The sequence below is a fragment of the Chitinophaga qingshengii genome (genome assembly GCF_014529935.1).
In the GTDB taxonomy this organism is placed as follows: Bacteria; Bacteroidota; Bacteroidia; order Chitinophagales; family Chitinophagaceae; genus Chitinophaga; species Chitinophaga qingshengii.
In genome coordinates, this window is record NZ_JACVFC010000002.1 from 590,781 (window position 1) to 613,920 (window position 23,140).

General features: G+C 50.5%; 24 protein-coding genes. 8 read left to right on the top strand and 16 right to left on the bottom strand.

Annotated elements, in window-relative coordinates; genetic code table 11:
* Window positions 1-73: 73 nt before the first annotated feature.
* On the top strand, window positions 74-379 hold the full coding sequence (locus ICL07_RS17590) for a hypothetical protein (protein ID WP_188089336.1): 306 nt from the start codon (window positions 74-76) through the stop codon (window positions 377-379).
* A gap of 4 nt (window positions 380-383) precedes the next feature.
* Here ICL07_RS17590 and ICL07_RS17595 read toward each other — a convergent pair whose 3' ends face one another.
* The 4 genes from ICL07_RS17595 to ICL07_RS17610 form a co-directional block, all read right to left on the bottom strand.
* A complete protein-coding gene (locus ICL07_RS17595) occupies window positions 384-1,166 on the bottom strand; it encodes a porin family protein (RefSeq protein WP_188089337.1) in 783 nt (260 codons plus the stop codon).
* A gap of 102 nt (window positions 1,167-1,268) precedes the next feature.
* Window positions 1,269-2,015, bottom strand: coding sequence for an HAD-IIB family hydrolase (locus ICL07_RS17600; RefSeq protein WP_188089338.1), 747 nt, complete (start codon window positions 2,013-2,015; stop codon window positions 1,269-1,271).
* On the bottom strand, window positions 1,993-4,023 hold the full coding sequence (gene tkt / locus ICL07_RS17605; RefSeq protein WP_188089339.1) for a transketolase: 2,031 nt from the start codon (window positions 4,021-4,023) through the stop codon (window positions 1,993-1,995). The genes ICL07_RS17600 and tkt overlap by 23 nt, the downstream gene beginning before the upstream one ends.
* A gap of 134 nt (window positions 4,024-4,157) precedes the next feature.
* Window positions 4,158-7,382 carry a S41 family peptidase gene (locus ICL07_RS17610; protein ID WP_188089340.1) on the bottom strand — a complete coding sequence of 1,075 codons (3,225 nt, stop codon included), beginning with the start codon at window positions 7,380-7,382 and terminating at the stop codon, window positions 4,158-4,160.
* Window positions 7,383-7,602: 220 nt separating this feature from the next.
* On the opposite strand from ICL07_RS17610, the gene ICL07_RS17615 reads away from it, so the two are divergent.
* The 4 genes from ICL07_RS17615 to ICL07_RS17630 all read left to right on the top strand — a co-directional run bounded on the left by ICL07_RS17615 (window position 7,603) and on the right by ICL07_RS17630 (window position 10,243).
* Complete coding sequence (locus ICL07_RS17615) at window positions 7,603-7,980, top strand: DoxX family protein (protein WP_188089341.1); 378 nt, start codon at window positions 7,603-7,605, stop codon at window positions 7,978-7,980.
* 136 nt (window positions 7,981-8,116) lie between these two features.
* On the top strand, window positions 8,117-8,416 hold the full coding sequence (locus tag ICL07_RS17620; RefSeq protein ID WP_188089342.1) for a DUF2089 family protein: 300 nt from the start codon (window positions 8,117-8,119) through the stop codon (window positions 8,414-8,416).
* Window positions 8,413-8,976 (top strand): YIP1 family protein, encoded by a 564-nt coding sequence (locus tag ICL07_RS17625; RefSeq protein ID WP_188089343.1) that lies wholly within the window; start codon window positions 8,413-8,415, stop codon window positions 8,974-8,976. The genes ICL07_RS17620 and ICL07_RS17625 overlap by 4 nt, the downstream gene beginning before the upstream one ends.
* A 10-nt stretch (window positions 8,977-8,986) precedes the next feature.
* A complete protein-coding gene (locus tag ICL07_RS17630) occupies window positions 8,987-10,243 on the top strand; it encodes a serine aminopeptidase domain-containing protein (RefSeq protein WP_188089344.1) in 1,257 nt (418 codons plus the stop codon).
* A 3-nt stretch (window positions 10,244-10,246) separates the two neighbouring features.
* Here ICL07_RS17630 and ICL07_RS17635 read toward each other — a convergent pair whose 3' ends face one another.
* Genes ICL07_RS17635 through ICL07_RS17645 form a run of 3 tightly spaced genes read right to left on the bottom strand, consistent with a single transcriptional unit; the run spans window position 10,247 to window position 13,217 of the window.
* Window positions 10,247-11,437 (bottom strand): glycoside hydrolase 100 family protein, encoded by a 1,191-nt coding sequence (locus ICL07_RS17635; protein WP_223151964.1) that lies wholly within the window; start codon window positions 11,435-11,437, stop codon window positions 10,247-10,249.
* On the bottom strand, window positions 11,434-12,576 hold the full coding sequence (locus ICL07_RS17640; RefSeq protein WP_188089345.1) for a glycosyltransferase family 4 protein: 1,143 nt from the start codon (window positions 12,574-12,576) through the stop codon (window positions 11,434-11,436). Before ICL07_RS17640 ends, ICL07_RS17635 begins: the two co-directional genes overlap by 4 nt.
* On the bottom strand, window positions 12,573-13,217 hold the full coding sequence (locus ICL07_RS17645; protein ID WP_188089346.1) for a PIG-L deacetylase family protein: 645 nt from the start codon (window positions 13,215-13,217) through the stop codon (window positions 12,573-12,575). The genes ICL07_RS17640 and ICL07_RS17645 overlap by 4 nt, the downstream gene beginning before the upstream one ends.
* A gap of 221 nt (window positions 13,218-13,438) precedes the next feature.
* Here ICL07_RS17645 and ICL07_RS17650 point away from each other — a divergent pair, with 221 nt between their 5' ends.
* Entirely contained in the window at window positions 13,439-14,206 is a 768-nt protein-coding gene (locus ICL07_RS17650) for a hypothetical protein (protein ID WP_188089347.1), read from the top strand.
* 145 nt (window positions 14,207-14,351) lie between these two features.
* Here ICL07_RS17650 and ICL07_RS17655 read toward each other — a convergent pair whose 3' ends face one another.
* The 9 genes from ICL07_RS17655 to ICL07_RS17695 all read right to left on the bottom strand — a co-directional run bounded on the left by ICL07_RS17655 (window position 14,352) and on the right by ICL07_RS17695 (window position 21,013).
* Window positions 14,352-14,843, bottom strand: a complete 492-nt coding sequence (locus ICL07_RS17655) for a 4'-phosphopantetheinyl transferase family protein (RefSeq protein ID WP_188089348.1) — start codon at window positions 14,841-14,843, stop codon at window positions 14,352-14,354.
* Window positions 14,840-15,094 carry an acyl carrier protein gene (locus ICL07_RS17660; protein WP_188089349.1) on the bottom strand — a complete coding sequence of 85 codons (255 nt, stop codon included), beginning with the start codon at window positions 15,092-15,094 and terminating at the stop codon, window positions 14,840-14,842. The genes ICL07_RS17655 and ICL07_RS17660 overlap by 4 nt, the downstream gene beginning before the upstream one ends.
* A gap of 4 nt (window positions 15,095-15,098) precedes the next feature.
* Entirely contained in the window at window positions 15,099-16,373 is a 1,275-nt protein-coding gene (locus tag ICL07_RS17665) for a beta-ketoacyl-[acyl-carrier-protein] synthase family protein (protein WP_188089350.1), read from the bottom strand.
* Between the two features lie 10 nt (window positions 16,374-16,383).
* Window positions 16,384-16,830, bottom strand: coding sequence for a 3-hydroxyacyl-ACP dehydratase FabZ family protein (locus ICL07_RS17670; RefSeq protein WP_188089351.1), 447 nt, complete (start codon window positions 16,828-16,830; stop codon window positions 16,384-16,386).
* Between the two features lie 8 nt (window positions 16,831-16,838).
* Window positions 16,839-17,630, bottom strand: coding sequence for an SDR family oxidoreductase (locus tag ICL07_RS17675; protein ID WP_188089352.1), 792 nt, complete (start codon window positions 17,628-17,630; stop codon window positions 16,839-16,841).
* Window positions 17,624-18,676, bottom strand: coding sequence for a type III polyketide synthase (locus ICL07_RS17680; protein WP_188089353.1), 1,053 nt, complete (start codon window positions 18,674-18,676; stop codon window positions 17,624-17,626). Before ICL07_RS17680 ends, ICL07_RS17675 begins: the two co-directional genes overlap by 7 nt.
* Entirely contained in the window at window positions 18,673-19,386 is a 714-nt protein-coding gene (locus tag ICL07_RS17685; protein ID WP_188089354.1) for a methyltransferase domain-containing protein, read from the bottom strand. Before ICL07_RS17685 ends, ICL07_RS17680 begins: the two co-directional genes overlap by 4 nt.
* Window positions 19,383-20,519, bottom strand: coding sequence for an NAD(P)/FAD-dependent oxidoreductase (locus ICL07_RS17690; protein WP_188089355.1), 1,137 nt, complete (start codon window positions 20,517-20,519; stop codon window positions 19,383-19,385). Before ICL07_RS17690 ends, ICL07_RS17685 begins: the two co-directional genes overlap by 4 nt.
* A gap of 116 nt (window positions 20,520-20,635) precedes the next feature.
* Entirely contained in the window at window positions 20,636-21,013 is a 378-nt protein-coding gene (locus tag ICL07_RS17695) for a hypothetical protein (RefSeq protein WP_188089356.1), read from the bottom strand.
* Between the two features lie 416 nt (window positions 21,014-21,429).
* Between ICL07_RS17695 and ICL07_RS17700 the strand changes: the two genes are divergently transcribed.
* Window positions 21,430-21,975, top strand: coding sequence for an RNA polymerase sigma-70 factor (locus tag ICL07_RS17700; protein ID WP_188089357.1), 546 nt, complete (start codon window positions 21,430-21,432; stop codon window positions 21,973-21,975).
* Between the two features lie 45 nt (window positions 21,976-22,020).
* Entirely contained in the window at window positions 22,021-23,133 is a 1,113-nt protein-coding gene (locus ICL07_RS17705; RefSeq protein WP_188089358.1) for a FecR family protein, read from the top strand.
* Window positions 23,134-23,140 lie beyond the last annotated feature (7 nt).

A 23,140-nucleotide genomic window follows, 5' to 3' on the forward strand; every position in this document is an offset into this window, starting at 1 on the left:
TGGAACGTAACGCTATTTTAACTTTTCCTGATAATTCCTATTCATTAAATTGATGGACAGAAACAGTTGTTTTATGGCTAATGAGAATAATAAGTCACCGCATATCCTCAATACCTCCAGTAATTTATTGGGATTTTGCCTGATAGTACTCACCTCTATCAAGGTAGCACATTTTAATTCAGTCACTATTATTGACGATTCTACGGGGATTGCGGCGGTATTGCTGATAGGCAGCTGTACGTTATCTTTTCTGTCGATGCGCTCGAAGCACAGAAGGCGGAGTGAAAAACTGGAGGAAGCTGCAGATTACATCTTCCTCCTGTCTTTGGTATGCATTGGTGTAACGATTGTTACGGTTTCATTTAACCTGTTGGCTTAACAGCTTATTTTTTGTCTTTAATACGGTAAGAATAACCCAGTACTACTACGCCGGCGCCGGTGTTGTTTTCACCGTTGACTTTGTCTTTCTGGATTTTTACGAAACCGTAGTTACCGCCACCTTCAATGAAGACTGCACTTCTGCTGTTGATGTGGTAAGCCACACCTACCTGGCCGGAGATACCCCAGTTGGCTTTCTTCAGGTCATTTTTGATGTCGGTAGTCCGGTTGAAATCCACTTCAGGGAACCCTTGTAATGGTTTAGACAGCGCTTCATCGTAGTAAACTGAACTTTTGCCATCGGTCACATTCTTGCCACTCAGCAGGAAGCTCACAAATGGGCCGGCAGCTACGTATAGGTCCCATTTAGGACTAAAGCCGAAATGGTATTTAGCCAACACCGGCACCATCAGGTAATTGAACTTCGCCTGATTGTTGTAGTTAGCATATACATAAGGCGGCACCGGTTGACCGGTGGCCTGGAAATACTGCGCCATTTCAGGCGAAGGCGTAAAGCCCTGTGTACCGTCTTTTTTGCCACCCTGAGAAGAATATCTTACTTCCGGTTGAATAGAGAAATGTTTGGTCAGGTGAAATTCTGCCTGTAAACCGGCGTCCAGCCCCAGTCTGGAGCTCCAGCCACTATTGATGGGATTGGAAGAATTACCGGATGTCAGATTAGGGATACTCAAGCCAGCCTTAACACCGAGATCTACTTGCGCCTTTGCCACAAACGGACACATGGCAGCCGCAATTACGGCAACGACTAAACGTACTTTGCTTTTCATAAGGTTTTGTTTGTAAAAAGAATAGTTTCCTCCCGGTAGCATTCCATACCGGCAGATCAGGTAAAGCTACAACTATACCATCAAATACAAACACTATTTTTGTTAACTACCCAGGCACGCCAATATAGCATCTGTCACCCGCCGCGTATCTTCGGGGTCTCTCACGGCCACACAACGTACACCAGCCTGAAAAGCGGGATAGTCGTTTCCTCCCGGAAACAGGGCATCTCCCACGAATAACATCTCACCAATCGTGAGGTGTAATGTATCACGCAACTTATGAATACCATATGCTTTATCGATACCTTCACGGGTAATATCAACCGATGTCATGCCACCGAGATTAATGGCAAACCCCGGTATCAATTTATCAAGTATCTGTTGTATTTTCTTTCGTTTGCTGAAATCAGGGTCCCACGTTTTTTTGGCATCTACCGGTGCTTCCTGCCCTAACGCTGACCACGTAATCTGACTTCCCCGGTCTTCTATCTGTTCTCCCCAGGTTTTTTCCACGGTGTAACCCGCTTCATTTATCGCTTCCTGCAAAGATTGAATGATCTGCTCTTTTTCTTCCGGTGTAAAATTCTCTGCATACAACAACTGCCATGATTGCTGGAAGTGATAAAACTGCGTACCACAGGTGGGCAGAATAGATAATGCCGGCAAACGCGCTTCCGCCGGCAAATGTTGCAGCACCTGCTTTTCAAACTGCTCCCACTTACCGCCGGAGATAATGGCTACCCGCGCTACCTGCAACAGCCGCGCCAGCAGCCCGGCCATCCCGTCGTCAATCGTGGATTTACTGACCGCCAGGGTACCATCCAGGTCAAACACGATCAACTTTTTCATGCTGCAATAGTTTACGTGATCTTTCCAGTATGTTTTCTACGGTGAAACCATAATGTTTGAACAACTCCTTAGCAGGCGCACTGGCCCCGAAATGAGAGAGCCCGATCATCACCCCTTTTTCGCCGATCCATTTTTCCCACCCTTCGGGAGAAGCCGCCTCAATGGCTACACGGGCTTTCACCGCCGGCGGCAATACCTGCTGCCGGTAAGCCTCCGATTGTTCGCTGAATAACTCCCAGCTCGGCATGCTGACCACCCTCGCGTCGATATCATTTTTCCACAGATGTTCCTGCGCCTCCAGCGCCAGCTGTACCTCCGACCCGGTAGCGATCAATATCAGCGCCGGCAAATTCCCTTTCTCCTTCGACAAAATGTAGGCGCCATGCTGAAGCCCACGGGCAGACCCTACTTTACTACGGTCAGATATCGGCAGCTTCTGGCGTGTTAACACCAGCATAGTAGGTCCTTTCGTACGGGCGATAGCGGTACGCCACGCCATAGCCGCTTCATTGGCATCTGCCGGCCGGATCACACACAGGTGCGGCATGGCACGCAACGATGCCAGATGCTCTACAGGCTGATGCGTGGTACCGTCTTCTCCTAACCCAATACTGTCATGCGTCATCACATAAATCACCGGCAACTCCATGATACAGGCCAACCGGATAGCCGGCCGGGCATAATCTGTAAAAATGAAAAAAGTAGCGGCGTAAGGCCGCACCCCGCCATGCAACTGCAAACCCGACGAAGCAGCACACATCACATGCTCGCGGATTCCCCAGGCAAGGTTGCGGTTTTCATAGTGTTCTTTACTAAAGTAACCGGATGATTTGATCAGCGTTAAGGTGGAAGGTTCCAGGTCCCCGCTGCCGCCTATCAGCCAGGGAAGTTTATCAGCTACCGCATTCAGAAAGCCGGAAGACACTTCCCGCGTGGCTTTGGGACCGTCTTCCGGTTTGTACGCCGGTACGTCATTGTCCCATCCCTCCGGCAACGCCTGATGAATATATTGCTGCAACAAGGCATACTGTCCCGGGTATTTATTATTGTAGGCTTCTGCCAGCTTATTCCAGGACTGTTCGGTATCCTTTCCTTGCTCAATTATCTTCTTCATATATTCCCGCACATCGGCAGGCACCAGAAAATCTTCGTCTGCCGGCCAGCCATAAAATTCTTTGGTGCGTTTTATCTCATCGGCGCCCAGTGGTGAACCGTGCGCCTCAGGCGTATCCTGTTTATTGGGAGCGCCATACCCGATATGGGTACGCAACAGGATCATAGAGGGTTTATCTGTCACTGCCTTTGCATTGGCAAAGGCTGCTGATATCGCTTTCAGGTCATTACCCTGATCGCCCAGGTCCTGCACATGCCAGTGGTACGCTTCAAACCGTTTGGCCACATCATCGGAATAGGTCAGCGATGTATTGCCCTCTATCGTGATATGATTATTATCATACAAGCATATCAATTTACCTAAACCGAGATGACCCGCTACAGAAGCGGCTTCATGAGAAGCGCCCTCCATCAGGTCGCCATCACTACAGAACACATAGGTGTAATGGTCCACAATCTTCATATCTTCTTTATTAAAAATAGCGGCCAGATGCGCTTCAGCCATCGCCATTCCCACCGCTGTCATGATCCCCTGTCCCAGCGGACCGGTAGTGGTTTCTATACCCGGCGTCAGGCCATACTCCGGATGCCCCGGCGTATTACTGTGCCACTGCCGGAAGGCTTTAATATCATCGAGCGAAATATCATAACCGGTGAGATGTAATACCGCATATTGTAGCATGGAAGCGTGGCCGTTGGACAACACAAAACGGTCGCGGTTAAACCAGTCCGGCTTCCGGGGATTATAACGCAGGTGTTCTGTCCATAATACAAATGCCGCGGGCGCCAGCGCCATCGGCGTACCCGGATGCCCTGAATTGGCTTTCTGTACCGCATCCATCGCCAGGCAACGAATGGTGTCAATACACTTCTCTTCGATAGTCATTGCTTTCATGATATGCCTTTTAAGTGGAGAAAACTGGTAAGCAAAACCACAAATAAGGTACCAACTGAAACAATGGTCCGTCCAAAAGAAAAGGCCGGAGACAAAGATGTCTCCGGCCTTTTCTTTTATTTTTTTAGTTTGACTTATTTGATCTCTTTCAGCATTTCCTGCACAGCTGCTTCCAGTTGCGCATCTTTGCCTGCCAGGAACTCCTCGTAACGCAGCGGTACGCGGATATCCGGTTCTACCTGCAGGTTCTCCGTCGGACGGCCTTCCTTACCAATAGTAGCAATCATCGGAATACCAAATACCAGGGATGGATCTATTTGTCTTTCCCACCATACGGCAGTACCGGTACCCGGTACCGGCATACCAATCAGTTTACCGATTTTGCCTTGTTTGTATACATATGGGAAGATAAATGCATCGCTGTAGTTGCCTTCACTCATCAGCACACAGCTGGGCGCCTGCCACTGACCTTGCGGCTCGCCACCTTTCAGCAAATCGCCCTGTGGTGCGAAGTCCAGGTATTTTTTACCGCTGAGGAAATTATAGAGGTCATCATGCAGCCATCCACCGCCATTGAAGCGGGTATCTACGATGAGGGCCTGTTTGCCCCTGTTTTTACCCATTACTTCGTCGTATACGGAGCGGAAGCTGGCGTCGTTCATGCCTTGTACGTGCACATAGCCTACTTTGCCACCGCTGAGTTTATCCACCATTTTGCGCATGTTGTTCACCCAGCGTTTGTACATCAGGGCGCCTTCTTCGCCGCCAGGGATAGGTTTCACGGTTTCTTCCCATTGTTTGCCGTCAGCGTCAGTGAAGCTGATGAGTACATTGTGACCCGCTTTACGGTTCAGTTGTTCTGCCCAGTCTTTTTTGGCCGTCACCGCTTCGCCGTCGATTTTGCTGATCACGGAACCGGCTTTCATTTTGCTGCCAGCTTTATCAAACGGACCACCCACGATCACTTCATCTACTTTCAGGCCGTCTTTAGTGAAACGTTCATCATACAACAGGCCCAGGCTGGCGGTAGCATCGCCATCAGGACGCATATTGGTATAACGGCCACCGGTATGGGAACCATTCAGTTCACCCAGCATTTCGCTGAGCAGCTCCTGGAAATCGTAGTTGTTGCTGATATGCGGGAGGAAACGGGCATATGCATCGCGGTACATTTTCCAGTCCATGTTACGGATGGTAGGATCGTAGAATTTCTCCTTCACTTGTTTCCAGGCATGGTCCAGGATGTAGGCACGTTCAGCCGCCTGATCTAGTAACATTTCAGAGCTGATGCTGATCGGGGTGATTTTACCGGAACCGGCATCAACTTTTACCACGCTGCCCCTGTTGCTTACAAAGAGGGAGTTACCGTCTTTGCTGAGTTCCAGGCTACCGGGCGTACCACCCAGTTTAGCGAGTATTTTTGTTTCACCGGTGCGTGGCTCCGTCACCCACAGATCGTAACCTTTTTCAAAAGCAGCGGTGTAATACAGTTTGCTGTTGTCTTTGCTCAGCACATAATCAGCGATTGAGGCGCTGTTGATGGTGAGCTTTTGCTGACGTTCTTCCAGGTTGCTGAAATCAGGACGGAAGTCTTTTTTCGCAGCAGTGGTGTCTTTTTTCGCGGTGGTATCTTTACCGCCTTTCTTCGCGTTGTCTTCCTGTTCTTTCAGCAGGTTAAATTCATCTTTGGATAGTTTGTATTTATCGAAAGCCTCCTGATCGAAGAATACTGCGTAGATATCTGTTTCACGGCTACCCTGGCGGGCCAGTGATTTGCGGCCTTCACGGCTGCTTTCCCAGGTCATCAGTTTACCATCGCTGCTCCATTTAAGGTTGCCTTCACCGAAACCGCTGTTTACCGGCCTGATGGTTTCTCCTTTGCCATCGGCAGGAATGATGGTAGCATTGCTGGTGAAAGCATAGCCACCCTGGTCTTCCACTACTACATATTTGCTGTCAGGGCTCCAGGAGAAAGACCAGTCGCCGTCTGAATAAGAGTGGTTATGGCCTTTCGGCAGCAGTACCCTGCTTTTACCGGAAGCGATGTTGAATACTTTCAGGATATTACGGTCTTCCACATACGCAATTTCTTTCCCGTCGGGAGAGAACTGCGGTTGGAACTCTTCGGCTGCCGTAGCGATAAGCGGTTCTTCTTTCAGCACGGTAGCCGCGAAGAAATAAGGTTCTTCCTTACGTACAATGGTACTTTGATAGATATCCCAGTTACCGTTACGTTCCGCGGCATATACCAGGCGTTTACCATCGGGCGACCATTGCACCATTCTTTCCTGTTGGGGCGTGTTGGTAATCCTTTTGGTCATGTTGCCTTCCACGCTGGTCACGAACACTTCTCCACGGGCGATAAAAGCCATCTGTTTACCATCGGGGCTCATCGCAAATTCCGTTACGTTGCCATTTACAGGCAGCGGTTTCTGGATGCTGTTACGGCCATCGTTGAAGATGCGCACATTTATTTTCTGTGGTTTATCCCCTTCTTTCAGCGTATATATTTCACCGTTATAGGTAAAACACAACAGGTTGTTGTTGGAGCGGGACAGGTGGCGCACCGGGTGTTTATCAAAACGGGTGAGTTGCTCCATCTTGTTTTTATCTGTCAGCGAGCCTTTGAACAGGTTCTGGGAGATGCCTCCTTTTTCACTCAGGTAATAGATGCTGTTATCGTTACCAAACAGTGGCTCGCGGTCTTCACCTTCATAACCGGACACCTGTTGGTAAGTGTTTTTGTTCACGTCCATCACCCAGATGTCGCGGGTAACGGAAGACACGTGGTGTTTACGCCAGGGATCTTCGTATCCTTTGCGGTCCTGGAAAATGATCTGATCGCCTTTGCTGTTGTAGCGGGCAAGTTCAGCACCGGCAGCACTTACCAGGGCAGGACGGCCACCTGTTACCGGTACGGTGTACAGGTTATCGAACAAACGGTAAGGGAACCGGATGCTGGTGGCCGGCGCATTGCGTCCGCTGCCAAAGAGCACCTGTTTGTTGTCGGGTGTAAAATCGTAGGGGTAGTCAGCACTGCTGTTGTTGGTGAGCCTTACCGGCGTACCACCTTCTGCAGGCATCACAAACACATCGAAATTACCATAACGGTCGCTCGCAAAAGCGATAGACTTACCGTCATGACTCCAAACGGGCATCATGTCTTGTGCCTCGTGAATGGTCAATGGAACAGCAACGCCACCGTTGGCGTCTACGCGGTAGATATCACCTTTGTATCCAAAGGCGATCGTTTTTCCATCGGGGGAGATAGCAGGATAACGCAGCCAGAGGGCGTTTTCCTGGGCATAGGTGACAGTGGCCATCAGCCAGGCTGCACAGGTGAATAGAACTCTCTTCATAAAGCTGTAAAGCGTTTTGTTGTTGTCAGTATGGCAAAATATAAAAAAGCAGGGGTAGTTCCCGGTTAATAAGTGATAAATGGCACTTTCAGGTGATGGTCAGTGGCAGGCTATATTCTTCAGCCTGCGGGGATGTTGCAGTGTGATGATTACATTCATTTTTTTAGACGTTCTGTCCAAATCAGGAGCTGTTGTTTCGTCATAGTTGTAAAATACATCCATGCAAAAGGACAAAATCATTTACCGGGCTGCTACAGCAGGCATTGCACTGATCTCCATCGGCGGAGGCGCCGGATTACTGTTTTCGGATTTTATGATCCGGACAGTGACCCGGATGGGATATCCCGGCTATTTCAGGGTGGAACTGGCCATCTGCAAGATCATCGGAGGAATACTGTTATGGGCGCCCGTACCTTCCCAGGTTAGGGAATGGGCTTACGCGGGCCTGCTGATCAACGTTATATCTGCTTTTCTGGCCTTTGCGGCCATCAACGGAGCGGCATCACAATATATATGGCCGGTGGTAGCCTTACTGTTGCTGATAATTTCCTATGTCTGCTTTCATAAAGAAAAACGCGCCGGCACGGAAACAGCCTAATTATCTCCCAAGCGGCTACCCTATTCACCCCGGGCGAAGGTCCGGGGTTATCCTATTTCCATTATTCAGCAACAAAAATTAATTTTATTAAATCATGGATCAATTTTATTAAAATTTACTTTAACTTTGTTGAACAATGAAAGCAATAAAGAAATCCTTACCACTGTCATGCCCAAGCTGTGCCTCTCCGTTAAAAGTAACGTCCCTGGCCTGTGAGGCCTGTGACACCATGGTTTCGGGCAGTTTTGAGTTACCGTTGCTGGCGCGGCTCGCGGCAGACGATCTGCAATTTGTGATTGACTTTGTGAAAAGCAGCGGTAGTTTAAAAGTGATGGCGCAACAACTGGGATTGAGTTATCCCACGGTGCGCAACCGGCTCGATGACATTATCCATAACATTGAAACGATTGAAAAAAATATAAAAACGTCTCCATGAACACGTGGTTATTTCGCCCGTTTACCTACATCGCCGGCGGCAAAGCATTGCTCACCGGTTGGCTCATTATGCTGTTTACTTCCGTAGTGGCCTACTTCAGTAAAACACATTTCGACGGCGCCATTGATGCCCATTCCAGTTTCCTTACCCTGCCTTACTTTGTGTATCTGCTGGAAACGCTCATCGCCTGGGGAAGTGTAGTAATTTGTTGCTATACCGCTGCCGTTATCTTTGCCCGCACCTCCTTCCGCTTTATCGATCTGGCTGGCACGACCGCCCTGGCACGAACACCCATGCTGGGTTTCGCCTTGCTCAACTTTATTGTACCACCGGTCACTAATATCTCCGACGTCACCCCCATGATGCTGGCATTATCGTTAGCAGGCCTCCCCTTCCTGATATGGACGCTGATACTCCTTTACCAGGCCTTCAGCGTTTCTACCAATATGAAAGGCAACAAAGCCATTCTCATTTTCATCGGCTCACTGCTGGTGGCAGAGGCGCTATCCAAAGTACTCCTTCATTATCTGTTTCCCATCATGGTCAATATCAGACCCTAAAAAAAATGTTATGAAAAGAATTTGTTTACTGACAACCCTGCTGTTAGCTTTTTTTATGAAGATGACAGCCCAGCACAACTATGCCATCGCTGCGGCGAAAGTGCAACGTTATTTTAACCGGCAACAGGCGGACAGCCTCTATACCATGTTTGGCTCTGCCATCAAATCCGCGTTACCGGCAGATCAGACACGGGCTATGCTTTCACAGCTGCATGGTCAGCTGGGCGACCTGGTGCAACTCACCCCTACCGGTGGCGAAAGCAGCTATCAAACCTGGAAGGCCGACTTTAGCAAAGGAACACTCACTATGATCCTCTCCCTGAATGCCAGCAACCTGCTGGAAGGTTTCCGCTTTGTGCCCTACCAGGAAAAATCCGCCCCGGCAAAGGAAGCAGACAACTACAACCTTACCACCTCTGATGATATCACGATTCACGGCACACTCACCATGCCGGTGAGCGACAAACCTGTACCCGTTGTACTGATCATCGCAGGCTCCGGCCCTACCGACCGGGATGCCAACAACAACATGAACTTAAAAACCAATGCCTACAAACAGCTGGCGGAAGTTTTACAGTCCAATGGCATCGCCTGCGTACGGTACGACAAACGCGGAGTGGCCGCCAGTGCAACCGGTAACATAAAAACAGATGTTTCGTTTGAAGGCACTGTTAATGATGCTGCCGGTTATATTAACCTGCTGAAGGCAGATAAACGATTTTCCAAGGTAATCGTGGCCGGGCATAGTGAAGGGTCCCTCATCGGGATCCTCGCCAGTCAGCGCAGCCCGGCCGATCAATTTATTTCCTTCGCCGGCGCCGGCGATCCTATAGATGTTATCCTGGAAAGACAAATAGGCGAAGAATCCATGGCGCTGGTACCCAAAGCCAAAGGTATGCTGGACAGTCTCAAACAGGGTTTGCGGGTGGTGAACACCACCCCGGAATTGGGAGGATTGTTTAATCCTTTGGTATTACCTTACATGATGGACTGGGTGAAATACAATCCGCAACAGGAAATCGCCAAACTGAAAATCCCTATCCTGATTATACAGGGGAACACGGATACACAGGTAAGCGTGCAAGACGCACAACACCTGAAACAGGGTGCACCGGCTGCGCAACTGAAAATAATCGATCAAATGAACCACGTATTAAAAACTGCCGGTCCAAGCAAAGGCATCAGCGATATCAGCTACCGTGATCCCAGTCTCCCCCTGCATCCACAGTTGGTGAAAGACGTGATACAATTTATCAAAAGCAATTAATCGCTATTGTTCACGGGAACTTCTTTTCCGCATATCTTCAAAAAACGGCGTCCTTCTTTCTTCTACACAGCGCAGCGCGTACAGATACAGGGCTGCCGACCACGACTGCCAGTTCTGTCCTTTAGGTAAAGCATCCTGTGCGCGCAGCCACTCATTGAAACCATAATCAAGATGCTGCGCGCGGGAAGGCTTCACTGCCAATGCCAGGGCATGCAATTTTCGCTCTGCCAGCTGGTATTTTCCGGTCGCCACTAACGCCGCTATATATACGCCGCAGATAAAAGGCCAGATGCCGCCATTGTGGTAATCGCCGGGCATATTAAACTCTTCATCGCGCCGCCGCCAGTCAGGATCGCCCGGTTTTACAAACGGGAAAAAATTAGGCGGTAGCTCCGAAGCCAGGTCCCCTCTCTCCCGCATCACACTACATTCCTCTTCAATCCAGGCTATCATCCGTTCTGCACGGGAACGGGAAGCGATGCCGGTAAGGATAGCCAGGCTGTTACCCAACAAATCAAATCGTTCACTACTGTATATTTTATAGGACCAGCAGGCGTAATACGGTTTATTCTTCACCGTGAGCCCTTCATGTACATGCCGGTGCATTATATTGCTGGTAATGGTAAAATGCCGCATCTCCTGTAAAAAGGCGTCTGCCCGCTGATGGCGGTCAAACATGCGTAGCCCGGCATACACCAGCGTATTCACATACAACCCATATCCCAGCACCCATTGTTCGTCGCGCCAGTCGCTGGTAGGTAACTGCGCTACCAGCAGGCGGTCGCCCGGACTCTGATAATACAACCAGGTGAGCGCTTTCTCTGCCGCTTCCTGCAAAAAATTTTCCTCTCCGCTGAGTTGCCGGTAGATACTGATCCCTACCAGGAACAATGGTGTGGTATCGCTCGCACCGAGGTTCTCCGGGTCATGCGCCAGTGAAGGAATATGTCCACGTTCCGTTTGGTTGCGTGCCAGCACTTCCAGCACCCTGCGCATACTGGCAATCAGTTGTTCATCTCCCGAAACAGCAATACCAAAGAAGGTAAATATCATATCCCGGGTATAGGGCTCCGGATAGCCCCAACCGGCAGTACGCGGCAATCCGGCACAGGGACCACGGCGGTTATGCTGTAACACTTCCAGCGCTGCTTTCCTGGCTTGTTCCACTTCTCCGGTAACGGTGTACATTTTCATACGATAGCTAATTTTTCCTGTACGATCTGTAGAAAACGGCGTGCCACCACGCGGTAATCAAAACGTTGTATCACGCGGGAGCGCCCTGCGGCGCCCATTTGCAACCGCAGTTCCCGGTTGACCAGCAATTCATTCAGGTGAACGGCAATATCCGCCGCATCAGCGCGATAGTCTACCGTACGCGGTGTATCAAACACCACGGTACGCTTGTCTCCCAAGCCGGCTTCCGCACCTACTACTACTTCCTTTAAAACGATCTCCCTGGCTACCCGTGCCAGCAGGGCCGTTTCGCCATGCACCAGTGTGTCCAGCATGCCCATAGCACCCAGACTGACCACCGGTTTACCGCAGGCGTTGGCTTCCACCTGCGTCATCCCGAAGCCTTCCAGCCGCGAAGGCGCGGCATAAATATCACAGGCGCCAATGAGGTAGGGCATAAAATTGCGGGAGATCTTGTACTCCGTATAAACTACCCGCTCATCTATCCCCAGCTCCTTTGCCAGTTGCATATCTGCTTTATTCTGGCGATCGGTGCGTTCCTGCGGCCATACTTTGCAGACATATTTCCACGGCGGCATTTTTCCGTTCAGCTGCGCGAGGGCATGCATCACCTCCTGCGCACCTTTGGAAGCCGCATCACCGCCAACGGTGAGGATCATCAGCTCGTTTGCATGAATACCCAGCGATTCGCGTACTGCCGCCACCTTCGGATCGGTGGCAGAAAACGGACGAAAGGCATCCGTATCACAGCCAACAGGCAACACTTCAATATCACGGCCGCTGATGCCGTCCCGCACATACATGTCCTTCACCCAGTTGGAGGTAACAAGGATGAGTGGTAATGTATTGAGCACATCCTGGTAGTTGGCGATGTAGCCGTCGGCTACCAGCCAGGGTACGGCCCTGCAACCAAAATATTGGGGATGCAGTACCAGGTGCGGGATATAGCCCCAGTACCCTACGCCGGTGACCACATCCGGCTTAAACCAGCGGTAGTACCATTCTTTTTCCTGGTTGGATTCGTAATGTACGGCGTGAACATCCACGCCCAGTTCTTTCAGGCCCCGGTAAAGCAGGTCGCCCTGTGTAGCGAGGCCGCCAGGGCCTGCAGGATAATCATATAAGACAAGTACTTTCATGGAAGGATACGGTTTCTGTTCAGCCATTGTGTCGCTCCCGCTACCGTGCTGAACGTCCGGAATGCTTCCGCGGAAGGGGTGATTTTCGCTTCCCAGCTATCGTGACTAAATCCGTATATGTCTGTTATCAATGCTTTTTTCTGTTGGAAAATGTTTGCCGGCAACGGCTGGTAAATATCCGCCGAAGGATCTGCCAACGGGTAATGGCGGCGATCGTCATCACCATAGGCAAAATACCAGAGCGCAGCGGTGGACAGGCGTCCTTCTTCCCAAAGCTGAAAAACGGCTTCGCTCACTTCTTCATGACGGCGGTGCCTGGTGTATTCCCCCGCTATATTGTGGGTAAGGATGAGGTCAAATTGGGTATGTGGCAACAGTTGCAGTATCTGTTCCGCCACAACGGGAATAGGCAGGGGCAGCTGTTCCGGCCCGTCGTCCAAATCCGCCATTTTCCCACGGGCGCCCAGCGCCTGCAATACAGCAGCGAAACGCGGCGCCCTGTCGGTATCGCCGGCCCTGCAAATGCAGGCCACAAAGCAATCCCATTCGGGGTGACTGAGCAATGTGCCGCCCGCCCACAGGGTTTCATCGTCCGGATGGGCCACAATAACGGCCACCTTTTTCTGATTAACAGATTGCATGGTTTACCGGTGCTGATATACCGGTGAAGCAGGCATCAAGAAACGTACCCGAACGTTGAAGGATGACCGTGATCATTTCATTATCATACTGATAAAAATCAATACCGGGATTTTCCCCGATAACAAATGTTTAACCATACCACACTCATAATGCAATTACATTTGCCAGCAACATTTATGGTCAGGATTACTAACATCGTATTTGTTAGAATTACAATTGCATGCGTAACGACCCATTAACAACCAAAGATCAAAAACTCCACTATTACGCAACCATCGCCGCCAGGCTGGACGAGCAGTTTGACATGATCGTCGGGCGGGGCGCCTTTACGGAACAAACCCTCACCCCACAAGCTATTCATGCATGGACCAACGACAACCATCAATACCAGGCATTAAACGAACCATGGGCAGCTGTCACACAGCACTTGCCGCAAAATGGTACCACCAGCGCTTTACCGGCATACGTCCCGTCAACTAACAACCAGGCATTACCCGTTATCCGCTTTCTTTCGCTGGTATATGATCTCTTCCTGCCCTTTCATGCCATGCTACCGCTGGCGCAGCGGGTTAAACAAAGCGCAGTAGTATGGTATATCAGCGGCAACAGCCCGGAGGGCATACAAGTATGTTTGTCTTCCTTGCGGCAAGCCATTGATGTACGGTACAACAGGCGCCTGCAATACACATGGTCCTGCAACCGGGCCATCAGTCTGCCGGTATCGGGAGATATCCTGTCATTTGTACGCATTATATTCCGTATACTGAAACTGCCGCCCGGCGACGATCATGATGATGAGCCCTTATTCCTGACAAACGGAATAAGGCTTGATCACGTTAAAAAAATGGATTTATGTATCGAAAAGACCTGCTCATTACTATCATCAATGAGCATATCGCTGTATTGGAGGCGAAACAAAATCAAAGTGAATATGAGCGGGATACACTGGAAATCCTGCAAATATTCCGTGAAGGGATACCGCAGATGAAAACCGCCGAGGCGCTTGAATGGTGGGAAAACGTTATCTGGATACTGATCACGGACCTGGAACATTGGGCGTACTGGGATTCCCACAACGAACCAACTATATAGATCGCCTGCATTAAAAAGGAGTAGCTACCTGCTACTCCTTTTTATATTTTCAGACTAACGATTTCCTGGTAAATACCATGATGACTGACAGACGCCATCCAGTCTCTGTCGCCACTCCGGATAAAAGGAATGCCCTGTTCATCTTTTAACAACACCTCTTCCGGTTGCCGGCCGTAAACCACTTTTGACCAGTACTGCAATCCTGCCACCGCTACGGTATGTAACAAGCTATCGTTGACGGATGTACGAAAAAAAAACAGCTGGCTGTCATATTGCACCAATCCTTTTCTTTCGCCCGAAAGCTGCACCTGGTATCGCTGCGGTGCGTAAGTCCGCCGGCGGGTAGCCCGGTGCACCATTTTATAGGCCGCTTCTTTGGCGCTCCACAGCATCCATACCATCATGTCCGGGTCAGTAGCCTCCGCAATCAACTGCTGCTCCTCCGGAGAGAAGACTTTGTCCAGGTAGCCCCGCCGGCGCCAGTTACTCTCCGTAGCCGCGAGTGACAGGTCTACCACATCATTGCCGATCATGAGGCAGCCAGTTTATTTTCCACCACTTCCATCGCCGCCCGCACATTGATCATCTTCTCCATAGAATCGTTATCGATCACGATATTAAATTTCTCTTCCACATCCAGTACCACATCTACCAGGTTGGCAGAATTAATTTTCAGGTCACGGATAAAGTCCGTGTCTTCATTCAGCGTGGCCAATGCTTCCGGATTTTTGGTATAAGGCTGCACCACTTCCTTGATGGTAGCCATTAAAGTAGTTTTATCCATGCTATCAGGGTTTATATTTTTTTAGAATAACACAGGCGTTCACATCACCGAAACCAAAGCTGGCTTTGGCAATTACCTGCAAATCTTTTTGTACCAGTTGTTGTGGTATCTTCTCCCGGGGCACAATGGCCGCAATCTCCGGATGCAGGTCTTCCGTATTGATATTGGGAAACAGGAAGCCCTGCTGTAATTGCAGCACCGCCGCCACCAGCTCTATACTGCCGGCAGCGCTCAAACAATGCCCGATCATACATTTCAGCGCATTCACATAGGGGAACTGTTCTCCGCTCCTGTTCAGCGCCTGGCTCCAGTTGACCACCTCCGTGGCATCTTTGCTGGTAGCCGTAAGATGGCCATTAATAACGTCAATTTCATCGGGATGCATACCCGCATCGCGTACGGCTTCGCGGATACAACGCTGTACCGCCTCGCTGTTGGGTGCCGTCATGCTACCTTCATTGCGTTGCCCGCCGGAGTTAATATGTCCGCCGGCAATTTCTGCGTAAATGGGCGCATTTCTTTCCAGCGCACTTTCCAGCGATTCTACTACCAGTGCACCGGCGCCTGCTCCCGGTACAAACCCGGAAGCGCTGGCACTCATAGGCCTGGAGCCTGCTGCCGGCCGGTCATTATTTTTGAAGGTACATACTTTCATGGCATCGAAACCTGCCCATACATAGGCGCCGCCGTCCGTAGTGCTGCCGGCCAGCATACGCCGGGCCTTGCCCGCCCGGATGCGTTCATAAGCCATCAGCACACTTTCTGCGCCGGTCGTACAGGCCGATGAATTGGTGGTTACCTGGTTGCCCAGTCCCAGCTTGCCTCCCAGCCAGGCGCTGATACTGCTGGTCATGGTCTGCGAAATAACGGTACTGCCTAAACGTCGTACCTGAAGTTCATCTACCCGGTAAATCGCTTCCCGCATCTTATCCACCCCGGAAGAACCGGTGCCGAATATCACACCACTGTCCCAGTCGGGTTGCTGTACGGCAGCTCCTGCCGGCAATCCCGCAGCCTGCCAGGCTTCCATGCCTGCCATCACACCATATAATACCGCCCCGCTATTAAAACCTTTCAGTTCCAACGGGTCGAAATACTGCAACTTCATAGCTTCCGTTACCTCCGGCGTGCCGGCAATGCGACAGGAAAAATCCAGCGCTTCCAGCTGCGGGTCATAACGGATGCCGGATACCCCCTGCCGGATCGCTTCCGTGAAAGCAGGTATACCGGCGCCATTAGGAGATACTACCCCCAATCCTGTGATCACTACCCTGTTCATCGATTGTGAATTACGAATTACGAATTTTATCCGGACCGATGATCATACCAGCTAATTCGCCGCTACTCACTGTTTCACCCTGTTCGTTGATCATCGTTACCCGGCATTTCAGTTTACCGAAACGGAAATATATTTTTTCACCGGTGACGGTTACTTTTTCTCCCGGTAATACAGGCCGCATAAATTCCACATGGGTGGAGGTAAGCCCGAAAGACAAGCCGGCCGGCCCTCCGGTGAGATAAATACCCATACATACCAGCCCTATCTGCGCCATCACTTCGGTGAGTAATACCCCGGGCGTGACAGGATATGTTTTAAAATGTCCCTTATAACAATCCATCTCCGGCCGGAATGTAAAACTTCCTGTTACCTTTTGTTCATCGATATATTCCAGTGTATCTACAAACAAAAAAGATTCCCCGTAGGGTAATTTCTCCAGTATTGTCGTTATCGTCATAAATCCGTTTACTGTATGTGCGCGCCTCCGTCTACCGGGATAATGGCCCCATTTACCCAGGCCGCTTCGTCTTTACAAAGCAGGTATACCATATTGGCTACATCGTCGGCTGTGGTGAGCCGCTGAAAAGGACTGCGGGCAATGCTATGTGCCAACAGCGCTTCATGTCCGGGAATCATACGCAGGGAACGGGTGTCCGTTACGCCTGCCTGCAGACAGTTGGACCGGATGCCATATGGCGCAAATTCCAGTGCAATACTACGGCTGATAGCTTCCAGCGCTGCTTTGGCGGCAGATACGGCGGCATAATGTTTCCAGGCCCGGCTACTGCCTTCACTGGTGAACGATAATACCCGCGCATCAGCGGCAAAAAGTCCCTGCTCCCATACGGCACGGGTCCAGTCGTACAAGTTCACCGCCATATGTTCCAGCGTAATCATCAGATCATCGTGCTGCAACCCGGGATCGTCTGTCATCGCTTTCAGCGTGCCTTTGGCCACGCTGTGCAACAAACAACGGACACGCCCTTCCGCCCCCATCTTTTTCTGTAACTCCTGCAGTACCAGCGTACGCCGTTCTGCCTGTGCCGCGTTGATGTTAAACGTAACCACTTCCACCCCGGTGGCACGGATGGCTTCAAAAGCCGCGTTAACCGCCTCCATCTCCACACCTGCGTTACGATGCACGATACAAAGGTGCATACCATGCGATGCCAGCTTATAGGCAGCCGCCAGTCCCAGCCCGCTGCTGCCGCCCAGCACCAATGCCCAGTATTGTTTGGATGCAAACTCTTTTACCATTGCAATAATATTCTTTGTGCGGAAAACCCCGGGCCAAAACTCAACATCAGTCCCTTGTCGCCCGCGGGAACGCCCCTGTCGAGGATGCGCTCCAATACATATAACACTGTAGCGCTCGACATGTTGCCGTATAACCGCAATACTTCTTTGGTATCATCTATATTTTTACCGGAACCGCTGAACAGCTCCTCTACTGTTTGAATAATTTTTCTTCCTCCCGGATGAAAGATCAGCTGGTTCACTTCTTCGATGGAGGTGCCGTGGCGCTCCAGGAAGGGATAAATAATATCCCCGAAGTGGGAAGCTATCTGCTCCGGTACGGCAATGTCCAGCACCATTTGCAAACCGTTGTTGGACAGGTGGAAACCCATCAGATGCGTGGCTTCATAAAAATGGTACATCTCCGTGCCCAGGATCACCGGACCAGGATCTTCTTCATGGGAGGAGAGTATCACACAGGCGGCGCCATCACCGAAGATGGCGGCGCTGACAATATTGGCCATGGAAAAATCCTGGTGCTGGAAAGTGGCTGTGGGCGATTCTACCGCTATCACCGCTGCCCGTTTACCCGGATTGGCTTTCAGGAACTGGTAGGCGTAGATCATCCCGGAAACGCCTGCCGCGCAGCCCATTTCTGTTACGGGCAGCCGCACAATATCCTGTCGCAGTTGTAATGCATTGATCAGGTAGGCATCCATGGAGGGGATCATAAAACCGGTACAGCTCACGGTGATGATAAAATCGATATCACCACCCTGGAGACCGGCTTTCTCCAGCGCGCCTTGCAGGCAACGTTTTCCCAGCTCCGTACCCTCACGGATGTACAGGTTATTTTTGTCTTCAAAGGAAGTGGTGCGAAAAACCTCTTCTGCATTCATAATAGAATACCGCTGGTCTACCGCCGCATTTTCGAAGATCTTTTTTACTTTTCTGATAAACCGTTCGTCTTGTCCGGCCAGCCACAGGTCCAGGTAGGGCATGATTTCGCCCGTAGGCCTGGTATATGGCGGCAATGCCTTGGCTACTGATTGAATTTTTACGCTCATAAGTTAGATATAACCCATTGGTAACGGAAAGCCCATCGCCAACGGAGACTTTGTCGCCTGATATTTAATTGTTGGGAAAGCTGTATCAGCTCCGACCGTTTGAAGCCGCGCATAATGGAAGTAAGGCCATCATAACGGGTCATCTCTTCCAGTCGCAGCGCATAACAGAGCAACTGAAATAACCGGTACGCCATACCGCTGCGATGCAGGTCGTTGACCACGATGCCTACTGCCGCGCAGCGACGGAATCCTTCCATCAGTGTCCGTATTTCAGCATCCGTAAAATGATGCAGCGTCAGTGTCAGCAACAGGATATCTCCTGTCATAGCCGATAAAGGGCCTTGTGTGACATCGAGGCACCGGTAGCTGATTTCCGGGTAGGCCACAGAAAGGTCGTCTGCCAGCCGGATAGTGAACGCGTTGGCATCGATGCCGGTGAGCCGTAGCTGCCATTGCTTTTTACGGCCGTAGTCGGCCAGCGCGCGCAACATATCACCATTACCACAGCCGATGTCCACGATATGCACTTCTTTACCCGCCGGCATAGCACGCATCAGCATGTCTACGCCTTTTATCGTGATACGGTTGCCACCCAGCCGCCGGTTGATTTGTGCAATCTTCTCCAGCGCGCGTTGCAGCTGTTCGCCTTCCATAGCAAAATCGTCCATGATCTCCGGCGCCAATATACGTTGTCTGGTATCCGGCATCATGAATAGCTTATATTTAATGGTCTGCCATGGGTTTGCCGGATAATAAACGGCAGCACAGCCGGCAGGGAAGCCATCTGTTGCACTGCCCAGGTAGAGAGCCGGTCCTTCAGGAAAAGGTGGTTGAGTAAACGTCCCATTTTCATCCGGCGGCTGAAAGCCTGTTCCCATTCCCTGCGGTAATCCGTTTCCATCCGGCGGCGGTCATACGCCGCGTCGTTGCAATAGCGTAGTATAGCCGTGGCGGCCATTCGGGCGCTGTGGATAGCCATTGCCATACCGTTGCCGCAAAGCGGATGAATGAGCCCGGCAGTATCGCCTGTTAATAATATATGTTGTTCTACTTTGGTTTTCTGTTCAAAAGAAACCTGGCTGATAGCCAGAGGCTGATCAAATAAAGGCCGGCTTTGTGTAAAAATTTCCTTCAGATGACGATTGCGGAACAGCACTGCTTCCCGGTGCTGATCGATATCGCCGTATGGCCGGAAGCTGTCCGTTTGTACCAGGTAGCAGATATTGAGCGCACCGGTTTCTGTTTTGGAAATACCGCAGTAACCGCCGGGAAAGTTATGTAAAGCCACCAGTCCATCGGGGAATGTTCCTGCATAATGTGCTTTAACGGCCAGCCAGGGAGCGGGTTTGCGGAGAAAAGCGCGCGAAAGCCGCTGGTCCAGGTTGGAACGTTTGCCGAAAGCGCCAAGCACAACGGTGCCGGTGATCATGCCCTGTGTTTTCGTATATACCTCACTGTAATCACCGTGGTATTGTACGCCGGTGACAGTATCGGTGATGAGTTGCATGCCGGCAGCGAGCGCTTTGTTTAACAGGAAATGGTCCAGCGTATAGCGGCTCACCCCGAAGCCGCCCAGGGGCAGCGGCGCGGTGATGGTTTTTCCGTTGGCCGCCGACAGCAGCAGCCGGGAAATAGGCGCAGGCGCCAGTACTGCCGGATCTGCATCCAGCCATTGCAGGTAGGGCAATACTTCATTGGAAATATATTCTCCGCACACTTTATGGCGGGGATAGGTATTTTTTTCAATCAGTGTTACCCGCAGTCCGGCCCTGCAGAGGTGGATAGCACTGGTGAGGCCGGCGAGACCGCCGCCGATAATGATGATATGATGCTCTAAGCCCATGTACATTAGCAATATACGATATATTTAACAGTACGGTTGGCCGTTTTACAGGCACAATACGATGATTTCAGCGCAACAATTGCGCCGATGGCTATTGATAGTATCGCTGGGGTGTATCAGGGAGAGGAGGGTGCGTGGAGAGAAAGTATATCTGTAGCAGCCGGACTGTTGCCTGCCGGGGCATTTTTTTTACTGATGATGATCACTTTACCGGATATTTCCCAGGAGAACTGAAGGGGGATGAGTAGTTCATCGAGTAGCCGGTACAGTTCCATACCATTTTGCTGAAGGGAAACTTTGGTATCGTAGGGAGTAGTATTAGTGCCGAAGAAACGGAGTCCGGTTTGTTGGCTGATGAGTTTTAAAACCTCCCGGAGCGGAGCATTGCGGACGTTTACATTGATTTTTATTTTTTCGGCCTGGTCAGACCAGTGATGCGGGGAGATGGTCAACTGGTATAGCCAGAAAAAGAGGAAGAAGGATAGCTTGATCATATAAAATATAGTGGAGGGAAATTTGGAATAGTGAATAGCTGATGGGGGTAATACCGGGCAGGGTTTTCAGTGACAGGTTTGTCGTTCTCCAAAAATTCAGTTACCTATATCAGAACGTATAGGGCAGGAAAAAAGTACTATGTCTTTTCATAAAATCAGGATTTGGTAACAAGTCACCGGTAATAAAATCGTGCTTTACAATTGCTTAACAAATCTGTGATGGCTGCGGCTGTTTGTCCGTTCCCGGAATATCTTAATTTGGTAACATTATATTAACCTATAGTTAATATCACAGAATCATTACTGTCTGATGACCCCTTCATTTTATATGATTCCCGGATAGCCATTAACAGATACAAGGGAATATACAGGAACCGGTAACGTTTATGCAAAAACACAATATTTAATAGGGGAAGATGGAGTCTTACACTGATGCACAATTGGTAGCTGATCTGAAGATCGGCAGCGAGTGGGCATTTACCCAGCTTTACAATCGTTATTACAAGCGTTTGCACATGGAGGCCAATTACATCCTGAAGGATGCGGAAGAGGCGGCGGATGTGGTGCATGACGTACTGATCGTGATCTGGAACCGGCGTGACAAGCTGGTGGACAATCTGCATCTGAAGAGTTACCTGGCTACCTGTATCCGGAACAAGTGTATGGACCGTATGCGGCGTACGGTGGTAAAAGAGCGCAACGTACATCAATATATGAGTTTAAAGGAACTGACCGTCTGTATCAATCCTATGGAACGTAAGGAACTGTCCCTACAGCTGGTAAACGCGATTAATGCACTGCCCTTAGCCCAGCGGACCGTCTTTGAAATGTCATACATAGAAGAAAAAACACAACGGGAAATCGTAGCGGAAAAAAATCTCTCTCTGCAAACGGTGAAGAATCAAATGAGCACTACCCTTAGAATTTTGAGAAAAAAATTAAAATCTTCCCGCGACGTATAGTACTTTTTGTCGCGCACGCCGTTAATAGGATAACATCCGCTTACAATGGATTATGAAAAAGTAAGAGATCTGTCCTTTGATGAGTTATCGGGTACTATCAGCGAGGAAGAAAAATCCTGGCTCCGTAACGCTATCAGGGAAGATCTGCAGGCACGCAATATCTGGGAGGATATCCAGCGCGATAGCTCCCGGCTACTGACTGATGCTAGTGACAGCTTCGATCAGCACCCCGCTGAAGAGGTCCTCGGTGGCCTCCAACAACGGAGGAGGCGTAGCTATCTCCTGAAAGTCAGCAGTATTGCAGCTGCTTGCCTGCTCGCCATGCTGGGCAGCTGGTACCTTTTCAGCACCAAAGCACCGCAGCCATTGGCCGCCAATGACAGCACCGCTCATACCATCCGTTTGGTGACCGCCGAAGGTAAAGTGATTGACCTGAGTAATGATTCCACCGGTATCCGGGTGGACAACGCCGTATTAAACAACAAACAGCATACGCTTAGCTTCGATGTCAGTCATCAGAACGGCAGCGGTATCAATACCCTCACCGTTCCGGCCGGCAAAGACTATCACCTTTTACTGGCGGATGGCACCAAAGTACAACTGAATGCCGCCACCACCATCAGTTTCCCGTTCAGCTTCACCGGTAAAACCCGGGAAGTAACCGTCAGCGGGGAAGCCTTTTTCCAGGTGGCCGCTAAAGCAGGGCAGCCGTTTATCGTGCACCTGCCCGGCAGCACCGTCAATGTACTGGGCACCGCCTTCAATATCAACACCTATGATTCGGGCGTCGTGAAGGTAGCACTGGTGGAAGGTTCCGTGAAAGTAGCTTCCAACAGGCACGATATAGTGCTAAAGCCGGGATATGAAATCACCACCACCAAAAACGGCGTCTCCAAAGAATCCTTCGATCCGGATCTCGTACTGGGCTGGCGCACCGGGCTATATACCTTTGAAGACGCCTCCCTGCAGGAACTGGCGCCCATCATACACCGGTGGTTCGGGGTTACTATCGCCCTGGATAATGCCAGAGTGGCCAGCAGACGCTTTTTTGGGGTCATAGACTGGAACCGGCCCCTGGAGGATTTCCAGCATAACCTGGAACGCGCAGACGGCATCAGATCCCACTATGATCAACAAGGTATCCTCCATTTTGAATAGGCCCCGT